Here is a 20,178-nt window from a genome sequence, read left to right on the forward strand (position 1 = left end):
AATACAGTTCCTCTTAGTCTCTTTACAAAATGACGAGCAATTAAATTGGAGATTTTATAGTCAATTGAAAAAATAACAAGACAAAAGAGCCTCAAAAAAAGTATTGCAACTTGGTAATACCTTTTTGAGGTGCTTTTTGATATGAGCCCATGTTTTTTAAATAGGATTGTACTCAGGTGAGTAGGGAGGAAGAGGTATAGTATATTGAATCTAGAATAGTGCACCGCAACTTCTAAATCCTTGTAATAAATTTATAATCAAGCTGTATCAGTTTTCAAGGAGGTTTAGATGTACTTTAAATTGGAAAATGAGGATTCCCAGAAGGCGCAAGAAATTGGGAATCTGATTCGTGCTTATAATCGTTCCAAAAGAGAAGAGGCTGAAAGTGAGCCACTTAATCTTTATGTCGAAGATGAAAAGGGCAATCTCCTGGCAGGTTTGATAGCAGAGACTTTTGGAAATTGGCTAGAAATCGAGTATTTATTTGTAAAAGAGGAACTGAGAAGGCAAGGAATCGGTTCAAAGCTATTGCAGCAAGCAGAAACTGAAGCTAAGAATCGAAACTGTCGTTTTGCTTTTGTCAATACCTACCAGTTTCAAGCTCCTGATTTTTATAAAAGGCATGGCTACAAGGAAGTCTTTAGGTTACAAGACTATCCCTACATTGGGCAAAGATATTATTACCAAAAGGATTTGTAAGGAGAATATGAAAGCATAAATCAAAGAGGGGGGCTTGACATAAGTATGAAGTAGATTCTCGATAAATACCAGTTAAATCCTACACATTGTGTCTTTCTAGGTGATATTGAGGACAATACAATTGCAGCTGAGAAATTGGGAATCAAGTCTTATCAGGTTAAGAAAAGAAGTGATGTCGTCGATATTTTGAAACCCTATATTTAAACTTAACACTCTCTATTTTTTATGGTAGAGAGTTTTTTGTTAATAAAATTTTACAAAATGACATTTATATATTGCATTAAGTTAGATATATGATATAATGTTGTTAAAAAGAGGCGCAACTTTTTAAAATTAATGAGAATCAAAGAGAAAACCAAGAATATTAATGGAGGAATAAAAAATGGAAGTTATAAATGTAAGTAAGCATTATGGTCATTCAACCATTCTCAAAGATATAAATTTCGCACTTAACAAGGGTGAAATTGTTGGTCTAGTAGGGAGAAACGGAGTTGGTAAGAGTACGTTGATGAAAATTCTTGTTCAGAATAATCAACCGACTTCAGGGAATATTATAAGTAGTGATAATGTTGGGTATTTAATCGAAGAACCAAAATTATTTTTATCTAAAACAGGTTTAGAGAATTTAAAATATTTGTCAAACTTATATGGTGTTGACTACAATCAAGAAAGATTTGGAAGTTTGATCCAAGAGTTAGATTCGACTCAGTCTATTAATAAAAAAGTAAAGACCTATTCTTTGGGTACAAAACAAAAATTATCTTTGCTTCTAACTCTTGTTACGGAACCTGATATATTGATTTTAGATGAACCGACTAATGGTTTAGATATTGAATCATCACAAATAGTTTTAGCGGTTCTAAAAAATTTAGCTTTACATGAAAATGTTGGAATTTTAATATCGAGTCATAAATTAGAAGATATTGAAGAAATTTGTGAGAGGGTTCTTTTCTTGGAGAACGGGCTTTTGACATTTCAAAAAGTAGGAAAAGATAGTCATAATTGCTTGTTTGAGATAGCTTTTTCATCAGCTACAGATAGAGACATTTTCATTACCAAACAAGAATTTGGGGATATTGTTCAGGAAGAGGGACTGAGAATTACTATGTCTGGGAATATTCAAAGTAGTGAGCTTTTTAAATTTTTTAACGAAAACTCTATTAAAGTAGTTGATTTTGAAACTAAAAAAGAAACGCTTAAAGATATTTATCTAAATCGTTCAAAATAAAGGAAGGTTATAATCATGAAATTAAATAAATTGAATTTTCTTAAGGAAAATATAAGAGATTTATATTCATCAGGCGTAATATATCTCGGTTTGCTTATCTCGTTTATACCGCCGATATTGGTTACATTCTTTATTCTAAATACTCAAGGGACATCGCTTGGTATTAAGCATATTTCAAACTTTTATGCTATGCTCGGTATGTTAATGGCTGTTATACATGCTAACCGAGTCATTAGTAGAGATTTTTCCCACAATACGGTAAGTTTGTTTTATAATCAACAGAAAAATCGGATGATTTATGTCTTGTCTAATTTTCTATATGCCATCTCAGTTTCCATTATTTATGCTTTGAATGGCATTGTGCTACTAGTCATCGTAAGTAAATTGGGTGTTCCAGGTGATTTAGGATTAGATTTTATAGCAGTCATTGTAGTCAATACAATTTTGTTAGTCCTATTTTATTTTCTATTATCTTACATTTTCTATTTATACAAATTGAAAAGTGGCTTGGTATTTGGTATTTTAGTAGCTTTACTACTCTTTGTCCCTAATATATTAAATACGATTATGATGAATACTAGTAATGATTTGTTTATCAAAGCAATTGAACTTCTTCCTTTTTATTCCTTACCTGTATTTGTTGCTTCAAATACGATGTCTATTAGTCAGTATCTTGTGGTAATCACTACAATCATTTTATTGTACTTTTTCACTCTCAAGAAAAGCAAGAAGTATTCATTTTAGTTTCATTTAGTATTATTTTGCAGACTTAAAATCCAGCAAAAATCAGTCATCTTGCTATGCTCCTGCTCTTGTTGTGTACACGTTTTTGTCTTATGCTAGACTCATTTCCAAAAGCATTATATAATAGTGATATGAAATCAACTAAATAAGAAATATAAGCAATCAAAACTCGTTTAAAAGACCCTACTAAAGCTAATACTAAACAAAAAATCAAATAGCAAACTAGGAAGTTTATTTCAAACAATCCAACATACTGATTTTAGGCTGAAGATAATATTGGAGTGCTAATTAATGAGGTTATAATAAATAGCTGACAGCTTGTGTTGGTTTTGGATTTTTTAAGAGTAGATGAGTATTAAAACTATAAGGAGGACGCAGGTGGCTAAAAATTTAAAATTAAAATTAGCTCGTGTTGAGCTTGATTTAACACAAGGTCAACTGGCGGAGGCTGTGGGGGTGACGCGCCAGACTATTGGTTTGATAGAGGCGGGAAAATACAATCCCAGTCTCTCGCTTTGCCAGTCCATTTGCAGATGTTTAGGAAAAACCCTAGACCAACTATTTTGGGAGGAAGAAGATGGTAAATAAATTCATTCATTATCAATTACTTGACGAAAGAGAAGAACAACTAATCAATAAAGCTGGGGCAGAATCCTTTTCCCTCTTCATTGGGCTTGTGCTTCTAAGCTATTTGGTGGCTGTATTGGCTCCATCTCTTTTTAATCCGAATTTTCTAGTCTATACTCTGATAGTAGGAATTTTCTTCTTTTTCAATCGTGCCCGTTATCTGGGAGTGACCTACTATAGTCGTTTTCATTTTACGATTTTAGGTTGTTTTTCCCTAACCTTGGCTATTACGGCTCTTTTGATGTTACAGAATTATCAATTCAACATAGAAATTTATCAGCACAATCCTTTGAACGTTAAATACTTATCTGCTTGGGTCATTACTTATCTGATTTATCTTCCTTGGGTTTTTATCGGTAATCTCGGCCTTAAAAGTTATGGAGAATGGGCTCAGAAAAAGTTTGAACAAGATATGGATGAACTGGAGAGTGGAGAATAGCTTGTTACTCTTTTCTCAATCCAGCCAAAATGTGATATAATAGTACTAATTTATTGGAATATGTGAAAATTCTTGAAAATTTTCATGAGTTTCTAGCTAAGGAAGTAGGAAAAGTATGTATCCAGATGATAGTTTAACATTGCACACGGACTTGTACCAGATTAACATGATGCAGGTTTACTTTGACCAAGGGATTCACAATAAAAAAGCGGTTTTTGAGGTCTATTTCCGTCAGCAACCGTTCAATAATGGCTATGCGGTTTTTGCTGGTTTGGAAAGGATTGTGAAGTATCTTGAAGATTTGCGCTTTTCAGATAGTGATATCGACTACTTAGAGTCGCTTGGCTATCATGGGGCATTCTTAGACTATCTCCGCAATTTCAAGTTGGAGTTGACCGTTCGTTCTGCCCAAGAAGGGGACTTGGTCTTTGCAAATGAACCGATTGTACAGGTGGAAGGCCCTCTAGCCCAATGTCAGTTGGTTGAAACAGCTCTTTTGAACATCGTCAACTACCAGACCTTGGTGGCGACTAAGGCAGCTCGTATTCGTTCAGTCATTGAAGATGAGCCTTTGATGGAGTTTGGGACACGTCGGGCTCAAGAGATGGATGCGGCTATCTGGGGAACACGCGCAGCGGTAATTGGTGGTGCCAATGGAACCAGCAATGTGCGTGCGGGTAAACTCTTTGACATTCCTGTCTTGGGAACTCATGCCCATGCCTTGGTACAGGTTTATGGTAACGACTATGAGGCCTTTAAGGCTTATGCTGCGACCCACAAAAATTGTGTCTTTCTTGTGGATACCTATGATACCCTTCGCATTGGTGTGCCAGCTGCCATTCAGGTGGCGCGTGAGTTGGGGGATCAGATTAACTTTATGGGTGTCCGCATTGACTCTGGAGACATTGCCTATATTTCTAAAAAAGTTCGTCAACAACTGGACGAGGCAGGATTTACTGATGCTAAGATTTATGCATCAAATGACCTTGATGAAAATACCATCCTCAACCTTAAGATGCAAAAGGCCAAGATTGATGTCTGGGGCGTGGGAACCAAGCTGATTACAGCCTATGACCAGCCAGCTCTTGGTGCAGTTTACAAGATTGTTGCAATCGAAGATGAAAATGGCAAGATGCGTAATACCATCAAGCTGTCTAATAATGCGGAAAAAGTGTCGACGCCAGGTAAGAAGCAGGTGTGGCGCATTACCAGTCGTGAAAAAGGCAAGTCAGAAGGCGATTATATCACTTATGACGGTGTGGATGTGAGCGACATGACAGAAATCAAGATGTTCCATCCGACCTATACCTACATCAAGAAGACCGTTCGTAATTTTGATGCCGTTCCTCTCTTGGTGGATATCTTTAAAGATGGGAAACTGATTTACAACTTGCCTAGTTTGACTGAGATTCAGGATTATGCTCGTAAGGAATTTGACAAGCTTTGGGATGAGTACAAGCGCGTGCTCAATCCGCAGCATTATCCAGTGGATTTGGCGCGTGATGTATGGCAAGACAAGATGGACTTGATTGATAAGATGCGCAAGGAAGCTCTTGGTGAAGGAGAAGAAGAATGAGTTTGCAAGAAACGATTATCCAAGAACTGGGCGTGAAACCAGTGATTGATGCCCAGGAAGAAATCCGCCGTTCCATTGATTTCTTAAAAAGATACCTGAAAAAACATCCCTTCCTAAAAACCTTTGTACTAGGGATTTCTGGAGGACAAGATTCAACCTTAGCAGGTCGATTGGCCCAACTAGCTATGGAAGAGCTGCGATCAGAAACGGGAGACGACAGCTACAAATTTATCGCTGTTCGCCTGCCATATGGAGTGCAAGCTGATGAAGCAGATGCTCAAAAAGCCCTAGCCTTTATCCAGCCAGATGTCAGTTTAGTGGTGAATATTAAGGAGTCTGCAGATGCCATGACAGCTGCAGTTGATGCGACAGGTAGTCCTGTTTCAGATTTTAACAAGGGCAATATCAAGGCTCGTTGCCGTATGATTGCTCAGTATGCCCTTGCTGGTTCCCATAGCGGAGCGGTCATTGGAACAGACCACGCCGCGGAAAATATCACAGGTTTCTTTACCAAGTTTGGTGATGGTGGTGCGGATATTCTCCCTCTTTACCGCCTCAATAAGCGCCAAGGAAAACAACTCTTGCAGGAACTTGGTGCAGACCCAGCCCTTTATGAAAAAATCCCAACAGCGGACCTAGAAGAAGACAAACCAGGTCTAGCTGATGAAGTAGCCCTCGGAGTCACTTATGAAGAGATTGACGACTACCTAGAAGGCAAAACAATCAGCCCAGAAGCTCAAGCGACTATCGAAAACTGGTGGCACAAAGGCCAACACAAACGCCACCTACCCATCACCGTATTTGATGACTTTTGGGAGTAAAAAGGTCCGGGGGACCTTTTTAGCTTCTTGCCCTGAAACTCGAGAGCAGGAATAACCTTCAGTGGAGGTTTTCAGCCTCTCACCTTGAAATAAGAAAGTGAGAGAAGGTACGGTAACTCACAGAGTTCGATTTCGTCGTCTCACCCCCGCAACGATGACTAGGTTTGAAAAAGCTTGCTAGAGCGCATTTCAAACCAGACAGCGACTGCGTCAAGGGATTAAACAAAAAACTCGTTTTCTAGCTGTTGCTGAGTTTAGTCCTTTTACCCCGAGCATGGAAACAGGTAAGCGAGGAAGGTCCGGGGGACCTTTTTAGCGTATTACCTTGAGATTCAAAGGCAAAACAAGTTTCAATGGAGATTGGGCAGAGAATCATCTATCAGAAAGCGAGGTAGCGTCATGAAAGCAATCGGTACGCAAATATTACAGACAGATCGTTTAATCTTGCGAAGATTTTTGGAAAGTGATGCAGAAGCCATGTTTCAGAATTGGGCTTCATCCGCTGATAATCTGACCTATGTCACCTGGGAACCTCATCCTGATGTCGAGGTGACTCGAAACTCGATTCGTAACTGGGTTGCCTCCTATACAAATCCCAACTATTACAAATGGGCTATTTGTCTCAAAGAAAACCCAGAGCAAGTGATAGGAGATATCAGTATCGTTAAGATAGATGAGGATGATTCAAGTTGTGAAATTGGCTATGTGCTAGGCAAGAAATACTGGGGTCATGGTATGATGACAGAGGCCTTGAAAGCTGTATTGGACTTTTGTTTTACTCAAGCAGGTTTTCAAAATGTTAGAGCACGATATGCTAGTCTCAATCCAGCTTCAGGTCGTGTTATGGAGAAGGCTGGAATGTCCTATCTCAAGACTATTACCAATGGTGTAGAGAGAAAAGTCTATCTTGCTGATCTTATTTATTACCAGGTAAGTAGGGAAGACTGTTAAGCTTAAAATTTATTGCTTATCCGCTGTTCTTATTTTTTTCATTTATCCTTTCTTTTCCGAATAAATAGATAGAGTCAGTGAATCTAGTAAAACTAGATTTAATACTCTTCGAAAATCAAATTCAAACAACGTCAACGTCGCCTTGCCGTACTCAAGTACAGCCTGCGGCTAGTTTCCTAGTTTGCTCTTTGATTTTCATTGAGTATAAAACTGTGGTATAATAAAAGGAGGAAAAGGATGATTCTCAGACATCCGGGCATCAGCCCAACTAATGATTTGGTAGCTAAAAAAATCTTTAGCAATCCAGAAATCACTTGTCAATTTATTCGCGATATGCTGGACTTACCAGCAAAAAATGTGACTATTTTGGAGGGAAGTAACATTCATGTCTTACCTTCCCTGCCGTACTCGGCGCAGGATTTCTATACCAGTATAGACGTCTTAGCAGAGTTGGACAATGGAACACAGGTTATTATCGAAATCCAAGTTCATCATCAGAATTTTTTCATTAATCGTTTGTGGGCTTATCTGTGCAGTCAGGTTAATCAAAATCTTGAAAAAATTCGCCAATGTGAAGGTGATACACACCAGAGTTACAAGCATATTGCACCTGTTTACGCAATAGCTATTGTAGATAGTAATTATTTTTCAGATGATTTGGCTTTTCATAGCTTCAGTATGCGAGAGGACACGACAGGTGAAGTTTTAACCATTACCAACAATGGTCAGGAAAACCATCTAGTCAAGATGGCATTCTTGGAATTAAAAAAATACAGAGAAACCAGCAAAGACGAGGTTCGCAAGCCGTGGTTGGAGTTTTTCGGTAACAAGCCCTTTACCCAAGAACCCGAGCGAGCCATCAGCCAGGCAGACCAACTGCTGGACTATAAGAGCTGGTCCGAGGAGGACAGGAAAATGTTTAGTGAACAACGCAGACGCGAAGAACAAGCCTTGTTAGCGCAGGACTATGCCTTGGAAACAGCTAGGGCAGAAGGTATTGAACAGGGACTAAAAAAAGGGTTAGTAAATCTTGTTCGCCAGCATCTTTTAACAGCAGAGGTTGCGAGTGCGCAATTAGGCATGACCGTCGCTGAGTTTGAGGCACTATTGTAAGAACTTCACAATAATGGCATTCTTGGAACTAAAAAATACAGAGAAACCAGCAAAGACGAGGTTCGCAAAGCGTGGTTGGAGTTTTTGTAAATCAATAAATCAATGACAGATTTTTCCGCGGTAGATGGAAGAATCTGTTTTTTAGTTTACTAGATGTTGGCTCGAAAACGTAAGATAGCTTACCCTTTTACTCATGTTTTTTTGATTTCTTTGAAGTATTACCTGATTAAATTCCTATTTTTCCCTATCATTGTCCCTGTTTTTTCTGGAGTTTTGGGGCTATAATAGTCCTATCGAACCAAAGAATGGAGGAAGACAATGGATACGATTATCTTTTTTATCAGTGTTTTTCTTGCTGGAATTCTTTCCTTCTTTTCTCCTTGTATTTTACCCTTGTTACCGGTCTATGCAGGGGTCTTACTGGATGACAAAGGTGGTTCTCAGGCTTCTAGTGGAAAATATTCAATCTCAGTTGTTAGTTTATTGCGAACTCTGGCCTTTATAGCGGGTATTTCTTTTATCTTTATCTTACTGGGATATGGTGCTGGTTTTTTAGGAGACCTTTTGTATGCCTCTTGGTTTCAGTATGTGACGGGTGCGGTTATCATTCTCTTGGGCTTGCACCAGATGGAAGTCTTACATTTTCAGGGACTATACAAGGAAAGAAGGTTACAATTACAGAGACAGGGGCAAAAGGGTAAGGGCTATAGTCAGGCATTTTTACTGGGCTTGACCTTTAGTTTTGCTTGGACTCCATGTGTGGGACCAGTTCTTGGCCCTGTTTTAGCCTTGGCGGCTTCAGGTGGTTCAGGTGCTTGGCAGGGAGCTGGTCTCATGTTAATCTATACGCTGGGTTTGGCACTACCATTCTTGGTTCTAGCTCTTGCCTCCAGCTATGTTTTGAAACATTTCCGAAAACTTCATCCCTACCTTGGAACCCTCAAAAAAGTAGGTGGTTTCCTCATTATCGTGATGGGAATCTTGGTGCTTTTGGGAAATGCTTCCATTTTGACTACATTATTTGAATAGAGAGGAAAGAGAAATGAAAAAATGGCAAACATGTCTCCTTGGAGTCGGCTCAATCTGTTGCTTGGCAGCCTGTTCGGCTAAAAATATGTCAGACGAAGCTACTATGAAGGAGCAAACAAAAACAGAACAAGTCAGCTCACAAACTGCGACTAAAGGTCAGGCGGTTGCTGATTTCGAACTGACGGGAGTAGATGGCAAGACTTACCGTTTATCTGATTATAAGGGCAAGAAAGTCTATCTCAAATTCTGGGCTTCTTGGTGTTCCATCTGTCTAGCCAGTCTTCCAGATACGGATGAAATCGCTAAGGATGCTGGAGACGACTATGTGGTCTTGACGGTAGTGTCACCAGGACACAAGGGGGAACAAGCAGAAGCAGACTTTAAGAACTGGTACAAGGGCTTGGATTATAAAAATTTCCCAGTTCTAATTGACCCATCAGGAAAACTTTTGGAAAGTTATGGTGTCCGTTCTTACCCAACTCAAGCCTTTATAGACAAGGAAGGAAAGCTGGTCAAAACGCAACCAGGTTTTATGGATAAGGATATGATTTTAAAAACATTGAAAGAAATGGGGTAGAGAAAGGTCATGAATGATAAAGTAAAATTGTTTGTCTTGGCAGGAATCTTTTTCCTAGCCATAAGTGGTTTCTATTTTCTATTGATGAGAAATGCAGGGCAGACAGATAGCTCACAAATTGAGAAAGCATCAGTTAGCCAAGGAGGAAAAACAGTGAAAAAAACAGAAGTGAGTAAAGATGCAGACTTGCACGAAATTTATCTGGCTGGAGGTTGTTTCTGGGGAGTTGAGGAATACTTCTCACGCGTGCCTGGAGTGACAGATGCCGTATCAGGCTATGCAAATGGTAGAGGGGAAACAACCAAGTACGAATTGATTAACCAAACAGGCCATGCGGAGACTGTTCATGTTACTTATGATGCCAAGCAAATTTCCCTCAAGGAAATCCTGCTTCACTATTTCCGCATTATCAATCCAACCAGCAAAAATAAACAAGGAAATGATGTGGGAACCCAGTACCGTACTGGTGTTTATTACACAGATGACAAGGATTTAGAGGTGATTAACCAAGTCTTTGATGAGGTGGCTAAGAAATACGATCAACCTCTAGCAGTTGAAAAGGAGACCTTGAAAAATTTTGTAGTGGCTGAGGATTACCACCAAGACTATCTCAAGAAAAATCCAAATGGCTACTGCCATATCAATGTCAATCAGGCGGCCTATCCCGTCATCGATGCCAGCAAATACCCCAAACCAAGTGATGAGGAATTGAAAAAGGCCTTGTCACCTGAGGAGTATGCAGTTACCCAGAAAAATCAAACAGAACGGGCTTTTTCAAACCGCTACTGGGATAAATTTGAATCCGGTATCTATGTGGATGTAGCAACTGGCGAACCTCTCTTTTCATCAAAGGACAAGTTTGAGTCTGGTTGTGGCTGGCCTAGTTTTACCCAACCAATCAGTCCAGATGTTGCTACCTACAAGGAAGATAAGTCCTACAATATGACACGCATGGAAGTGCGGAGCCGAGTTGGAGATTCTCACCTTGGCCATGTCTTTACGGATGGACCACAGGACAAGGGTGGCTTGCGCTACTGTATCAATAGCCTTTCTATCCGCTTTATTCCCAAAGACCAAATGGAAGAAAAAGGCTACGCTTATTTACTAGATTATGTCGATTAAGAGGGCTTTCCTAAGCAGTTAGAGGAGAATTTTGCTATACTGATACTAGTAAGTGGCAAAGGAGAGAAGCATGACCTATACAATCTTAATCGTAGAAGATGAATATCTGGTAAGACAAGGCTTGACCAAACTGGTTAATGTAGCAGCCTACGATATGGAAATCATCGGTCAGGCTGAAAATGGAAGGCAGGCTTGGGAATTGATTCAACAACAAGTTCCAGATATCATTCTAACCGATATCAACATGCCTCAGTTAAATGGCATTCAGTTAGCCAGTCTGGTCCGAGAAACCTATCCTCAGGTTCATCTAGTTTTTTTGACAGGCTACGATGATTTTGATTATGCCTTGTCTGCCGTCAAACTAGGTGTGGATGACTACCTGCTCAAGCCCTTTTCTCGTCAGGATATTGAGGAAATGTTGGGGAAAATCAAGCAAAAGTTGGACAAGGAAGAGAAAGAAGAGCAGTTACAAGATTTATTGACTGATAAGTTTGAGGGAAATATTGCTCAGAAAATCCAGTCTCATCTGGCTGATAGCCAATTTAGTTTAAAGTCTTTGGCCAGTGACTTGGGCTTTAGCCCTACTTATCTGAGCTCCTTGATTAAGAAAGAGTTGGGTCTGCCTTTTCAGGATTATCTGGTGAGAGAACGTGTTAAACAAGCCAAGCTCTTGCTTCTAACCACAGATTTAAAGATTTATGAGATAGCTGAAAAGGTTGGCTTTGAAGATATGAATTATTTTACCCAACGCTTTAAGCAGATTGCAGGTGTGACACCTCGTCAGTTTAAGAAGGGGGAAGGTCGATGAAGCGTTCTTCTCTCCTAGTCAGAATGGTTATTTCCATCTTTCTGGTCTTTCTCACTCTCCTAGCTCTGGTCGGGACTTTCTATTATCAATCTAGTTCCTCGGTCATTGAGGCTAGCATTGAGGGCAATAGTCAAACGACTATCAGCCAGACTAGCCACTTTATCCAGTCTTATATCAAAAAATTAGAAACCACCTCGACCAGTTTGACCCAGCAGAAGGATGTCCTAGCCTATGCTGAGAATCCCAGTCAAGACAAGGTCAAGGGAATCCGAAATCTGTTTTTGACCATCTTAAAGGCAGACCAAGATTTGAAAGCTGTTGTACTGGTCACCAAATCAGGTCAGGTCATTTCTACAGATGATAGTGTGCAGATGAAAACTTCCTCTGATATGATGGCTGAGGATTGGTACCAAAAGGCCATTCATCAGGGAGCCATGCCCGTTTTGACTCCAGCTCGCAAATCAGATAGTCAATGGGTCATTTCTGTCACTCAAGAACTTGTTGATGCCAAGGGAGCCAATCTTGGCGTGCTTCGTTTGGATATTTCCTACGAAACTCTGGAAGCCTATCTTAACCGGCTTCAGTTGGGTCAGCAGGGCTTTGCCTTTATTATCAATGAAAACCATGAATTTGTTTATCATCCTCAACATACAGTTTATAGTTCGTCTAGCGAAATGGAGACCATGAAACCCTATATTGAGACAGGGCAGGGTTACACTCCAGACCACCGATCCTATGTCAGTCAAGAAAAGATTGCTGGAACTGATTGGACGGTGCTTGGTGTGTCTTCGTTGGAGAAGTTAGACCAGCTTCGGAATCAACTCATGTGGACCTTGCTTGGTGCTAGTGTCACATCTCTTCTTGCCTGTCTCTGCTTGGTGTGGTTCAGTCTCAAGCGCTGGATTGCTCCTTTGAAGGATTTGAGAGATACCATGCTGGAGATTGCTTCTGGTAATCAGAATCTTCGTGCCAAGGAAACTGGTGCCTATGAACTGAGAGAAGTGACTCGTCAGTTCAATGCCATGTTAGATCAGATTGATCAGCTGATGGCGGATATTCGCAGGCAGGAAGAAACAACCCGTCAGTACCAACTTCAAGCACTGTCCAGCCAGATTAATCCGCATTTCCTCTATAATACCTTGGATACCATCATTTGGATGGCTGAATTTCAGGACAGTCAGAGGGTGGTTCAGGTGACCAAGTCCTTGGCGACCTACTTCCGCTTGGCGCTCAATCAAGGCAAGGACTTGATTTACCTGTCTGACGAAATCAACCATGTCCGCCAGTATCTCTTTATCCAGAAACAACGCTATGGAGATAAGCTGGAATACGAGATTGCTGAAAATCCTGACTTTGATAAGCTAGTCTTGCCCAAGCTGGTGTTACAACCCTTGGTAGAAAATGCCCTTTACCATGGCATTAAGGAAAAGGAAGGTCAGGGACATATTAGAGTTTCTGTTCAGAAACAGGATTCAGGACTAGTCATCCGTATTGAGGATGATGGCGTTGGCTTCCAAGTTGCTGGCGATAGTAGTCAAAGTCAACTCAAACGTGGGGGAGTCGGTCTGCAAAATGTTGACCAAAGGCTCAAACTTTATTTTGGAGCCAATTACCAGATGAAGATCGATTCTGCCCCTTTAAAGGGTACGACAGTTGAAATATACATAAATAGAATAGAAACTAACTAACTCCCAGTCAATTCTGGGAGTTTTATGCAGGTTGGAGCAAGATTTTCAGGTTGTCTATCTTGCTAAAAAGTAGAAAAAACGATATGATAGATAGTGATAAAAGAGGTATCAAGTATGAAGGAAAAAGACATTCAAAGAGAGACAAGCCAGATTGTAGAAGATGTATTGGAAAAGGCCAATTTGAAGCAAGGATCCATCTTTGTTTTGGGCCTTTCTTCTAGTGAAGTGATAGGTGGTCAGATTGGCAAGGAATCCAGCCAAGAAATTGGCGAAATCATTGTGAAGACTATCCTAGATATCCTAGAGGAAAAAGGAATTCATCTAGCTGTTCAAGGTTGTGAACATGTCAATCGGGCCCTCGTTGTTGAACGTCAGGTGGCAGAGCAGTTTGGTCTGGAAATGGTCAGTGTCCTTCCTACCCTTCATGCAGGAGGTTCGGGTCAGTTGGCAGCCTTCAAGTTTATGAAGGATCCAGTTGAGGTTGAATTTATCAAGGCTCATGCTGGATTGGATATCGGAGACACTGCAATTGGCATGCATGTTAAGCATGTTCAGGTTCCGATTCGCCCTCTTTTGAGAGAGATTGGTCATGCCCACGTAACGGCACTGGCTAGTCGTCCAAAATTAATTGGAGGTGCGCGTGCGCACTATCCACAAGATTCTATTAGAAAGTCGTGAAAATGAGAAAAACAAAACAGCAACTAGAAAAAATCACAAAATATTCAATTCGTAAGTTAACTGTTGGGGTAGGTCCTGTAGCTATCGGAGCCTTCCTTTTTGGAGCCAGTGCCCTTTCAGTAGATAAGGTTCAAGCCAATGAAGTTGGCAGTGCTCATAGTGTTCATTACCGTTATTTGGCGGAGCAGGAATTGACCGAGTCTGAAAAAGCCCTGATTCACCATGAGGTTCCTACAGAATTTCAAGATGATGATATCCTATATGTAGTTTATCGTAAGAAGGCAACTAACAGTCAACAACTTCCATACACAGGAAGTAAGGAACTAGCGTTGGCAGGTCTTGGTTTGGCAACGGCCTCACTAGCAGTCTTTTTGGTGTCCAAAAAAGGTCGTAGAGAAGTTCTAGGTGTTCTCTTGATTGGTTCTTTAGGAGCCAGCACCTTTGTACCTTATGGAACATTTGCGTTTGAAAATAAAGAATTGCTTTCTTACAACCAAACTATTTCGGCCTCTACTCATGAAGGCTTGGCCGAAGGGATTATCCATATTGATGGTTATGAATACATCGGATACTTCAAGGAAGCAGAACTCCATCCATCAAGACCAGCTTCAGCTGAGAAGCCTCAGTTGCCAGTAGAAAAGCAAAGTGCAAATGAAATCGAGAAAATAGAAGTAGTTCAAGAAACACCTGCTGTCACTCCAGAAACTGTCATCGAAAAACCTGTGACACAAACTCCGGTTGCTCCCGCTGTTGAAACAAAACCAGTTTCTGAGCAGCCTCAGGTTAGACAGGAAGAGAACTTGGTGGAGATTCCTTTTGAAACGGTCACAAACCCAGATACGAATCTAGCAGAAGGAAAGACTCGTATCGTCACAGCCGGAGTAAAGGGTCAGCGTCGTCTTGTAACTAAAGTATCGATGGTCAATGGTCAAGAAGTTAGAGAAGTCATTGAAGACCAAGTGGTTCAAAATCCTGTGTCGCAAGTCATTGCAGTCGGAACGAAGAAAGAGGTGCAACCTGCCCCAACTCCAGTACCACAAACTGAACCAAGCCACCAAGTAGCTAAAGGAACCCAAGAGGCAGGCAAAGAAGGTCAAGCCCTAACACAGCCAGAATTGCCAGAAGCTATGGTAGAGTCTAAAGGAACTCAAGAGGCAGGTAAGGAAGGTCAAGCCCTAACGCAACCGGAACTACCAGAAGCTATAGTAGAGTCTAAAGGAACTCAAGAGGCAGGCAAAGAAGGTCAAGCCCTAACACAGCCAGAATTGCCAGAAGCTATAGTAGAGTCTAAAGGAACTCAAGAGGCAGGTAAGGAAGGTCAAGCCCTAACGCAACCAGAATTGCCAGAAGCTCCAGTAGATGCAAAAGGTACGCAAGAGGAAGGCAAGGAAGGTCAATCTTTAACACAGCCAGAATTGCCAGAAGCTGTGGTAGAGTCTAAAGGAACCCAAGAGGCAGGCAAGGAAGGTCAAGCCCTTGTTCAAGATCAATTACCTGAGTATAAGGTGACTGAGGGAACCCTTGTTGAAGAATCAACTACAGAAATTGATTACAAAACTGAAACGACTGAGGATCCAACTAAGTATACGGACGAAGAAACTGTCCTACGAAATGGTGAAAAAGGAAGTCAAGTTACAAAAACAACCTATAAAACGGTAGAAGGTGTCAAAACTGACCAAGTTCTTTCAACTAGTACGGAAGTGACTAAGGAGCCTGTAAATCAACAGGTAAGCCGTGGTACAAAACCAATTGAAGGAACTCTTGTAGAGGAAAGCATTGAAAAGATTCCATTCGAAGAAAAGATTGAAGAAGATGCTCAACTGAAAAAAGGCTTAGAAGTTGTAGCTCAAGAAGGTAAAGAAGGTCAGAAAAAAATCACTAAGACCTTTAATACTATCAAAGGAGTTAAGACTGAGGATGCACCAAAAGTAACGGAAGAAGTCATTGAGGCCCCTCAAGACCGAATTTTGAAACGTGGTACCAAGACCTTTGAAAAACCAGTATTGACCATCACTGCAGTTGAACCTAAGGATTTGAAACGTACTTCAGATGTTAAATACAGTCTAGAAAATCCAAGCAAGGCGGCCATTAAATCTATCACCTTAACTCTGAAAAAAGGTGATGAGATTGTGAAAACATTGAATGTTTCACCTGACAACTTAACAGCTAGCCTGACAGATTTACAATACTACAAAGATTATAAGATTGAAACTAAGATGGTTTATGACCGTGGTGAAGGCGATGAGGAAGTAGTTCTGAATGAAGAACCTCTAAGAATTGACCTCAAAAAAGTTGAAATCAAAAATATCAAAGAAACAAGCTTGATGAGTGTGGACGCTGACGGTAATGAAACAGATACTAGTTTGCTTACAGAAAAACCAGCTGATGTTGCCCCACTTTACCTACGAGTTACAACTCACGACAACAAGGTTACACGACTTGCTGTTGACAAGATTGAAGAAGTAGAAAAAGACGGAAAAACTTTATATAAAGTCACTGCCAAAGCACCAGACTTAGTTCAACGTAATGCAGATAACACACTTAGCGAAGAGTATGTTCATTACTTTGAAAAACAAAAAGCAAAAGAAGGTAATGTTTACTACAACTTCAATGAGCTTGTAAAAGATATGAAAGCTAACCCTAGCGGTGAGTTCAAACTTGGTGCAGATCTAAATGCAGCTAATGTACCAACTCCAAATAAAGAGTATGTTCCTGGTACATTTAAAGGTAAGTTATCAAGTGTTGAGGGACAACGTTATTCAATCCACAATATGACACGTCAATTATTTGGTGGTATTGAAGGTGGTTCGGTTAAAGATGTTAACTTAGCTAATGTCGATATTAATATGCCTTGGATTGATAACATTTCTGCTCTTGCTAGAACTGTTAAAAATGCTACTGTTGAGAATATTAAAGTAACTGGTAGCATCACTGGTAGAGATGGAATTGCCGGACTTGTTAACAAATTAGATAACGGCGGACAACTTACTAATGTTGCTTATATCGGTAAACTTACTGGTGTAGGTGACAGAGGATGGGATTTCGCTGGTATGGTTGGTGAAATCTGGAAAGGTAATGTTGATAAAGGATATGTAGAAGCTGATATAGCTGCTAATAAAGCTCGTATCGGTGGATTTGTTGCTAGATCCGATAACGGTTCCGATCCTAACGGAATTGGTAAATATGGTTCTGTTCGTAACGCTGTTACTAAAGGAACTATTAAAGTAAATACACCTGTTGAAGTAGGTGGTTTCCTTAGTAAGAACTGGGCATGGGGTAAAGTTGCAGACTCTGTGTCTATGATGAAAGTTGAAAATGGTGAAGTGTTCTATGGATCTAAAGATATTGACGAAGATGGTGGATACTTCTCAAATAACGCTTTAGAACGTAACTTTATCGTGAAAGATGTAAGTACAGGTAAACGTTCATTTAAATTCTCTGTTTCTAACCGAATTAAAGAAGTGTCTCAAGATGAAGCTGACCAGAAAATTGCAACATTAGGAATTACGGCTAATGATTATGTTATCAATCCTCTTGTTTCAGATGCATTAAATAATGTTAAACCAAAATCTGACACTTACAAAGATACTCAAGATTACAATGCAGACCGTGAACTTGCTTATCGTAATGTTGAAAAACTTCAACCGTTCTACAACAAAGAATGGATTGTAAATCAAGGAAATAAATTAGCTGCTGATAGTCCACTAATGACTAAAGAAGTATTGTCTGTAACTGCTATGAAAGGCAATGACTTTGTCACAGACCTTACAGATGCCGACCATATTATGGTTCACTACGCAGATAAGACAAAAGACATCTTTACAATTTCACCGAAAGAATCTAAAGTGAAACAAGTGAAAGAATATAGCGTGGCTGAATTGGGTGAAGTCGTTTATACACCAAATATGGTTGTTAAAGATCGTACAGATTTAATCAGTGCTATTGAAAGCAAATTAAGTTCAGTTGAATTGCAATCTGACCCGATTTACCAACATTTGGGTAGAACTGGTCCTAACAAAGTCAATGCAATTAAGGACTTGTACCTAGAAGAAAGCTTCAAGTATGTTAAAGATAATCTTAATAAATTCGTTACGAAGTTAGTAGAAAATGAAGATCACCAGCTTAACACTGATGAAGCTGCAAAACGTGCCTTGATTAAGAAAATCGATGACAATAAGGCCGCAGTTCTTCTTGGTTTGTCTTACCTCAACCGATACTACGGCGTTAAATTCGATGACTTTAACATTAAAGAGTTAATGTTGTTCAAACCGGACTTCTACGGTAAGAACGTTAGCGTCTTAGATAGAATCATCAATATTGGCTCTAAAGAAAGTTATATTAAGGGTGACCGCACTCACGATGCTTATCGTGAAGTGATTGCCGGTGCTACTGGTAAAGGTAATTTACATGAGTTCTTGAAATACAATATGGAACTCTTCACAAGTGACACAGATTTAAACGATTGGTTTATAAAAGCAACTAAAGATAATGTATATGTCGTTGAACCGAAGACAACAACTCCTGAATTTGCTGATAAGAAACACAGAGCCTACGAGGGATTAAACAATGACATGCATGGTAAGATGATTCTACCACTTCTTAACTTGAAAGATGCGCATATGTTCTTAATCTCAACATATAACACTATGGCATACAGTTCATTTGAGAAATACGGTAAGAATACTGCGGAAGAACGCGAAGCATTCAAAGCTGAAATCAATAAAGTCGCTAAAGGTCAACAAAATTACCTAGACTTCTGGTCGCGCTTATCATTAGATAAAGTTCGTAATCAACTGCTTAAGAGCAATAACATGGTTCCAACTCCTGTGTTAGATAACCAAAACTATAAAGGAATCAGCACAGATAAATACGGACATACGAATAGCGGTAAGGATGTAGCGCCTATCCGTGAATTGTACGGACCAACAGGTCGTTACCACGCAACTGACTGGCGTATGGGAGCTGTAGCTCGTATCTACGGTAATCCATATAAAGATGATTCAGTCTTCTTTATGGTGACGGATATGATTAGTGACTTTGGTATCTCAGCCTTCACTCACGAAACGACTCACGTAAATGACCGTATGGTTTATTTAGGTGGTTCAAGACACCGTGAAGGTACTGACCTAGAAGCATTTGCACAAGGTATGTTGCAATCACCTGCTGAAACAAGTCCAAACGGTGACTTCAAAGCACTTGGATTAAACATGGCATACGAACGTCCAAATGACGGAAATCAATGGTATAACACAAATCCAAATGACCTTACATCTCGCGCTGAAATCGATCATTACATGAAAGGTTTCAACGATACTCTAATGCTTCTTGATTATCTTGAAGGAGAAGCCGTTCTTGATAAAGGTAGCAAAGAACTAAACAACGCTTGGTTCAAGAAAGTTGCTAAGAAATTACGTAACGCTAATACGAAGAACCAATACGATGAGGTTCGTGATTTGAATGCAGAAGAAAAAGAATATAACTTAACTTCTGTTAACGACCTAGTAGATAAGAACTTCATGACCAAACACGGTCCTGGTAATGGTACTTATGACCCAACTGGATTTGGCTCTGCCTATGTAACGGTGCCTATCACTGCTGGTATCTATGGTGGTAATACAAGTGAAGGAGCTCCAGGCTCTATGTCATTCAAACATAACACATTCCGTATGTGGGGTTACTTTGGATATGAAAAAGGCTTCTTAAACTACGCTTCTAACATGCTGAAAAATGAGTCTAAACAGGCTGGTCATGCTACTCTAGGTGATGACTTTATCATTAAGAAAGTTTCTGATGGTAAATTTAATACTCTAGAAGATTGGAAGAAAGAATACTTCAAAGAAGTTGTTGATAAAGCGAAAGCAGGATTTAATCCAGTTACAATTGACGGCACTACATACAGTAGTTACGATGACTTGAAGAATGCATTTGCTACTGCTGTTGATAAAGATAAAGCTACTCTTAAAAATGGATCAGTTAAATTTGATAATACTGTATCACTTAAAGAGAAATTATTCAAGAAACTTCTTCAACAAACAAATAGCTTTAAAACTTCAATCTTTAAATAATCGAAATCTCTCA

16 protein-coding genes and 1 pseudogene are annotated in these 20,178 nt (G+C 39.8%); 16 read left to right on the forward strand and 1 reads right to left on the reverse strand.

The window, feature by feature from the left end:
- Positions 1 to 60 precede the first annotated feature (60 nt).
- Positions 61 to 198 (reverse strand): annotated as a pseudogene (locus ACN076_RS04140) (IS630 family transposase); the annotation flags it as partial.
- 90 nt (positions 199 to 288) lie between these two features.
- Between ACN076_RS04140 and ACN076_RS04145 the strand changes: the two are divergent.
- From ACN076_RS04145 to ACN076_RS04220, 16 genes are all read left to right on the forward strand, one after another.
- On the forward strand, positions 289 to 699 hold the full coding sequence (locus tag ACN076_RS04145) for a GNAT family N-acetyltransferase (protein ID WP_023943224.1): 411 nt from the start codon (positions 289 to 291) through the stop codon (positions 697 to 699).
- A 382-nt stretch (positions 700 to 1,081) separates the two neighbouring features.
- Positions 1,082 to 1,927, forward strand: a complete 846-nt coding sequence (locus ACN076_RS04150) for an ABC transporter ATP-binding protein (protein ID WP_420790194.1) — start codon at positions 1,082 to 1,084, stop codon at positions 1,925 to 1,927.
- Between the two features lie 15 nt (positions 1,928 to 1,942).
- On the forward strand, positions 1,943 to 2,671 hold the full coding sequence (locus tag ACN076_RS04155; protein WP_023943220.1) for an ABC transporter permease: 729 nt from the start codon (positions 1,943 to 1,945) through the stop codon (positions 2,669 to 2,671).
- 378 nt (positions 2,672 to 3,049) lie between these two features.
- A complete protein-coding gene (locus ACN076_RS04160) occupies positions 3,050 to 3,259 on the forward strand; it encodes a helix-turn-helix transcriptional regulator (protein WP_001107500.1) in 210 nt (69 codons plus the stop codon).
- Positions 3,249 to 3,737 carry a DUF6773 family protein gene (locus ACN076_RS04165; protein WP_420790195.1) on the forward strand — a complete coding sequence of 163 codons (489 nt, stop codon included), beginning with the start codon at positions 3,249 to 3,251 and terminating at the stop codon, positions 3,735 to 3,737. The genes ACN076_RS04160 and ACN076_RS04165 overlap by 11 nt, the downstream gene beginning before the upstream one ends.
- 115 nt (positions 3,738 to 3,852) lie before the next feature.
- Positions 3,853 to 5,313 (forward strand): nicotinate phosphoribosyltransferase, encoded by a 1,461-nt coding sequence (locus tag ACN076_RS04170; protein WP_420790196.1) that lies wholly within the window; start codon positions 3,853 to 3,855, stop codon positions 5,311 to 5,313.
- Positions 5,310 to 6,134, forward strand: a complete 825-nt coding sequence (gene nadE / locus ACN076_RS04175; RefSeq protein ID WP_173278139.1) for an ammonia-dependent NAD(+) synthetase — start codon at positions 5,310 to 5,312, stop codon at positions 6,132 to 6,134. The genes ACN076_RS04170 and nadE overlap by 4 nt, the downstream gene beginning before the upstream one ends.
- A 399-nt stretch (positions 6,135 to 6,533) precedes the next feature.
- Complete coding sequence (locus tag ACN076_RS04180; RefSeq protein ID WP_173278141.1) at positions 6,534 to 7,085, forward strand: GNAT family N-acetyltransferase; 552 nt, start codon at positions 6,534 to 6,536, stop codon at positions 7,083 to 7,085.
- A 237-nt stretch (positions 7,086 to 7,322) separates the two neighbouring features.
- Positions 7,323 to 8,198, forward strand: a complete 876-nt coding sequence (locus ACN076_RS04185) for an Rpn family recombination-promoting nuclease/putative transposase (protein ID WP_173278143.1) — start codon at positions 7,323 to 7,325, stop codon at positions 8,196 to 8,198.
- 318 nt (positions 8,199 to 8,516) lie between these two features.
- Positions 8,517 to 9,227 (forward strand): thiol-disulfide oxidoreductase-associated membrane protein CcdA2, encoded by a 711-nt coding sequence (ccdA2, locus tag ACN076_RS04190; protein ID WP_420790197.1) that lies wholly within the window; start codon positions 8,517 to 8,519, stop codon positions 9,225 to 9,227.
- Between the two features lie 13 nt (positions 9,228 to 9,240).
- Positions 9,241 to 9,804 carry a redoxin family protein gene (locus ACN076_RS04195; RefSeq protein ID WP_045607294.1) on the forward strand — a complete coding sequence of 188 codons (564 nt, stop codon included), beginning with the start codon at positions 9,241 to 9,243 and terminating at the stop codon, positions 9,802 to 9,804.
- Positions 9,805 to 9,813: 9 nt separating this feature from the next.
- On the forward strand, positions 9,814 to 10,926 hold the full coding sequence (msrB, locus tag ACN076_RS04200) for a peptide-methionine (R)-S-oxide reductase MsrB (protein WP_265472147.1): 1,113 nt from the start codon (positions 9,814 to 9,816) through the stop codon (positions 10,924 to 10,926).
- Positions 10,927 to 10,996: 70 nt separating this feature from the next.
- A complete protein-coding gene (locus ACN076_RS04205; protein ID WP_420790198.1) occupies positions 10,997 to 11,734 on the forward strand; it encodes a response regulator transcription factor in 738 nt (245 codons plus the stop codon).
- Positions 11,731 to 13,422, forward strand: a complete 1,692-nt coding sequence (locus tag ACN076_RS04210) for a cache domain-containing sensor histidine kinase (RefSeq protein ID WP_420790199.1) — start codon at positions 11,731 to 11,733, stop codon at positions 13,420 to 13,422. Before ACN076_RS04205 ends, ACN076_RS04210 begins: the two co-directional genes overlap by 4 nt.
- 114 nt (positions 13,423 to 13,536) lie before the next feature.
- Positions 13,537 to 14,100 (forward strand): TIGR01440 family protein, encoded by a 564-nt coding sequence (locus tag ACN076_RS04215; protein WP_000659512.1) that lies wholly within the window; start codon positions 13,537 to 13,539, stop codon positions 14,098 to 14,100.
- A gap of 2 nt (positions 14,101 to 14,102) precedes the next feature.
- Entirely contained in the window at positions 14,103 to 20,165 is a 6,063-nt protein-coding gene (locus tag ACN076_RS04220) for a ZmpA/ZmpB/ZmpC family metallo-endopeptidase (RefSeq protein WP_420790200.1), read from the forward strand.
- Positions 20,166 to 20,178 lie beyond the last annotated feature (13 nt).

Origin of the sequence: Streptococcus sp. K0074, assembly GCF_048843365.1 — a bacterium.
GTDB classification, from domain to species: domain Bacteria; phylum Bacillota; class Bacilli; order Lactobacillales; family Streptococcaceae; genus Streptococcus; species Streptococcus mitis_BM.

Coding starts and splice junctions, on each gene's coding strand:
- ACN076_RS04145 (WP_023943224.1), top strand. CDS start 289: ATGTACTTTAAATTGGAAAATGAGGATTCCCAGAAGGCGCAAGAAATT.
- ACN076_RS04150 (WP_420790194.1), top strand. CDS start 1,082: ATGGAAGTTATAAATGTAAGTAAGCATTATGGTCATTCAACCATTCTC.
- ACN076_RS04155 (WP_023943220.1), top strand. CDS start 1,943: ATGAAATTAAATAAATTGAATTTTCTTAAGGAAAATATAAGAGATTTA.
- ACN076_RS04165 (WP_420790195.1), top strand. CDS start 3,249: ATGGTAAATAAATTCATTCATTATCAATTACTTGACGAAAGAGAAGAA.
- ACN076_RS04170 (WP_420790196.1), top strand. CDS start 3,853: ATGTATCCAGATGATAGTTTAACATTGCACACGGACTTGTACCAGATT.
- nadE (WP_173278139.1), top strand. CDS start 5,310: ATGAGTTTGCAAGAAACGATTATCCAAGAACTGGGCGTGAAACCAGTG.
- ACN076_RS04180 (WP_173278141.1), top strand. CDS start 6,534: ATGAAAGCAATCGGTACGCAAATATTACAGACAGATCGTTTAATCTTG.
- ACN076_RS04185 (WP_173278143.1), top strand. CDS start 7,323: ATGATTCTCAGACATCCGGGCATCAGCCCAACTAATGATTTGGTAGCT.
- ccdA2 (WP_420790197.1), top strand. CDS start 8,517: ATGGATACGATTATCTTTTTTATCAGTGTTTTTCTTGCTGGAATTCTT.
- ACN076_RS04195 (WP_045607294.1), top strand. CDS start 9,241: ATGAAAAAATGGCAAACATGTCTCCTTGGAGTCGGCTCAATCTGTTGC.
- msrB (WP_265472147.1), top strand. CDS start 9,814: ATGAATGATAAAGTAAAATTGTTTGTCTTGGCAGGAATCTTTTTCCTA.
- ACN076_RS04205 (WP_420790198.1), top strand. CDS start 10,997: ATGACCTATACAATCTTAATCGTAGAAGATGAATATCTGGTAAGACAA.
- ACN076_RS04210 (WP_420790199.1), top strand. CDS start 11,731: ATGAAGCGTTCTTCTCTCCTAGTCAGAATGGTTATTTCCATCTTTCTG.
- ACN076_RS04215 (WP_000659512.1), top strand. CDS start 13,537: ATGAAGGAAAAAGACATTCAAAGAGAGACAAGCCAGATTGTAGAAGAT.
- ACN076_RS04220 (WP_420790200.1), top strand. CDS start 14,103: ATGAGAAAAACAAAACAGCAACTAGAAAAAATCACAAAATATTCAATT.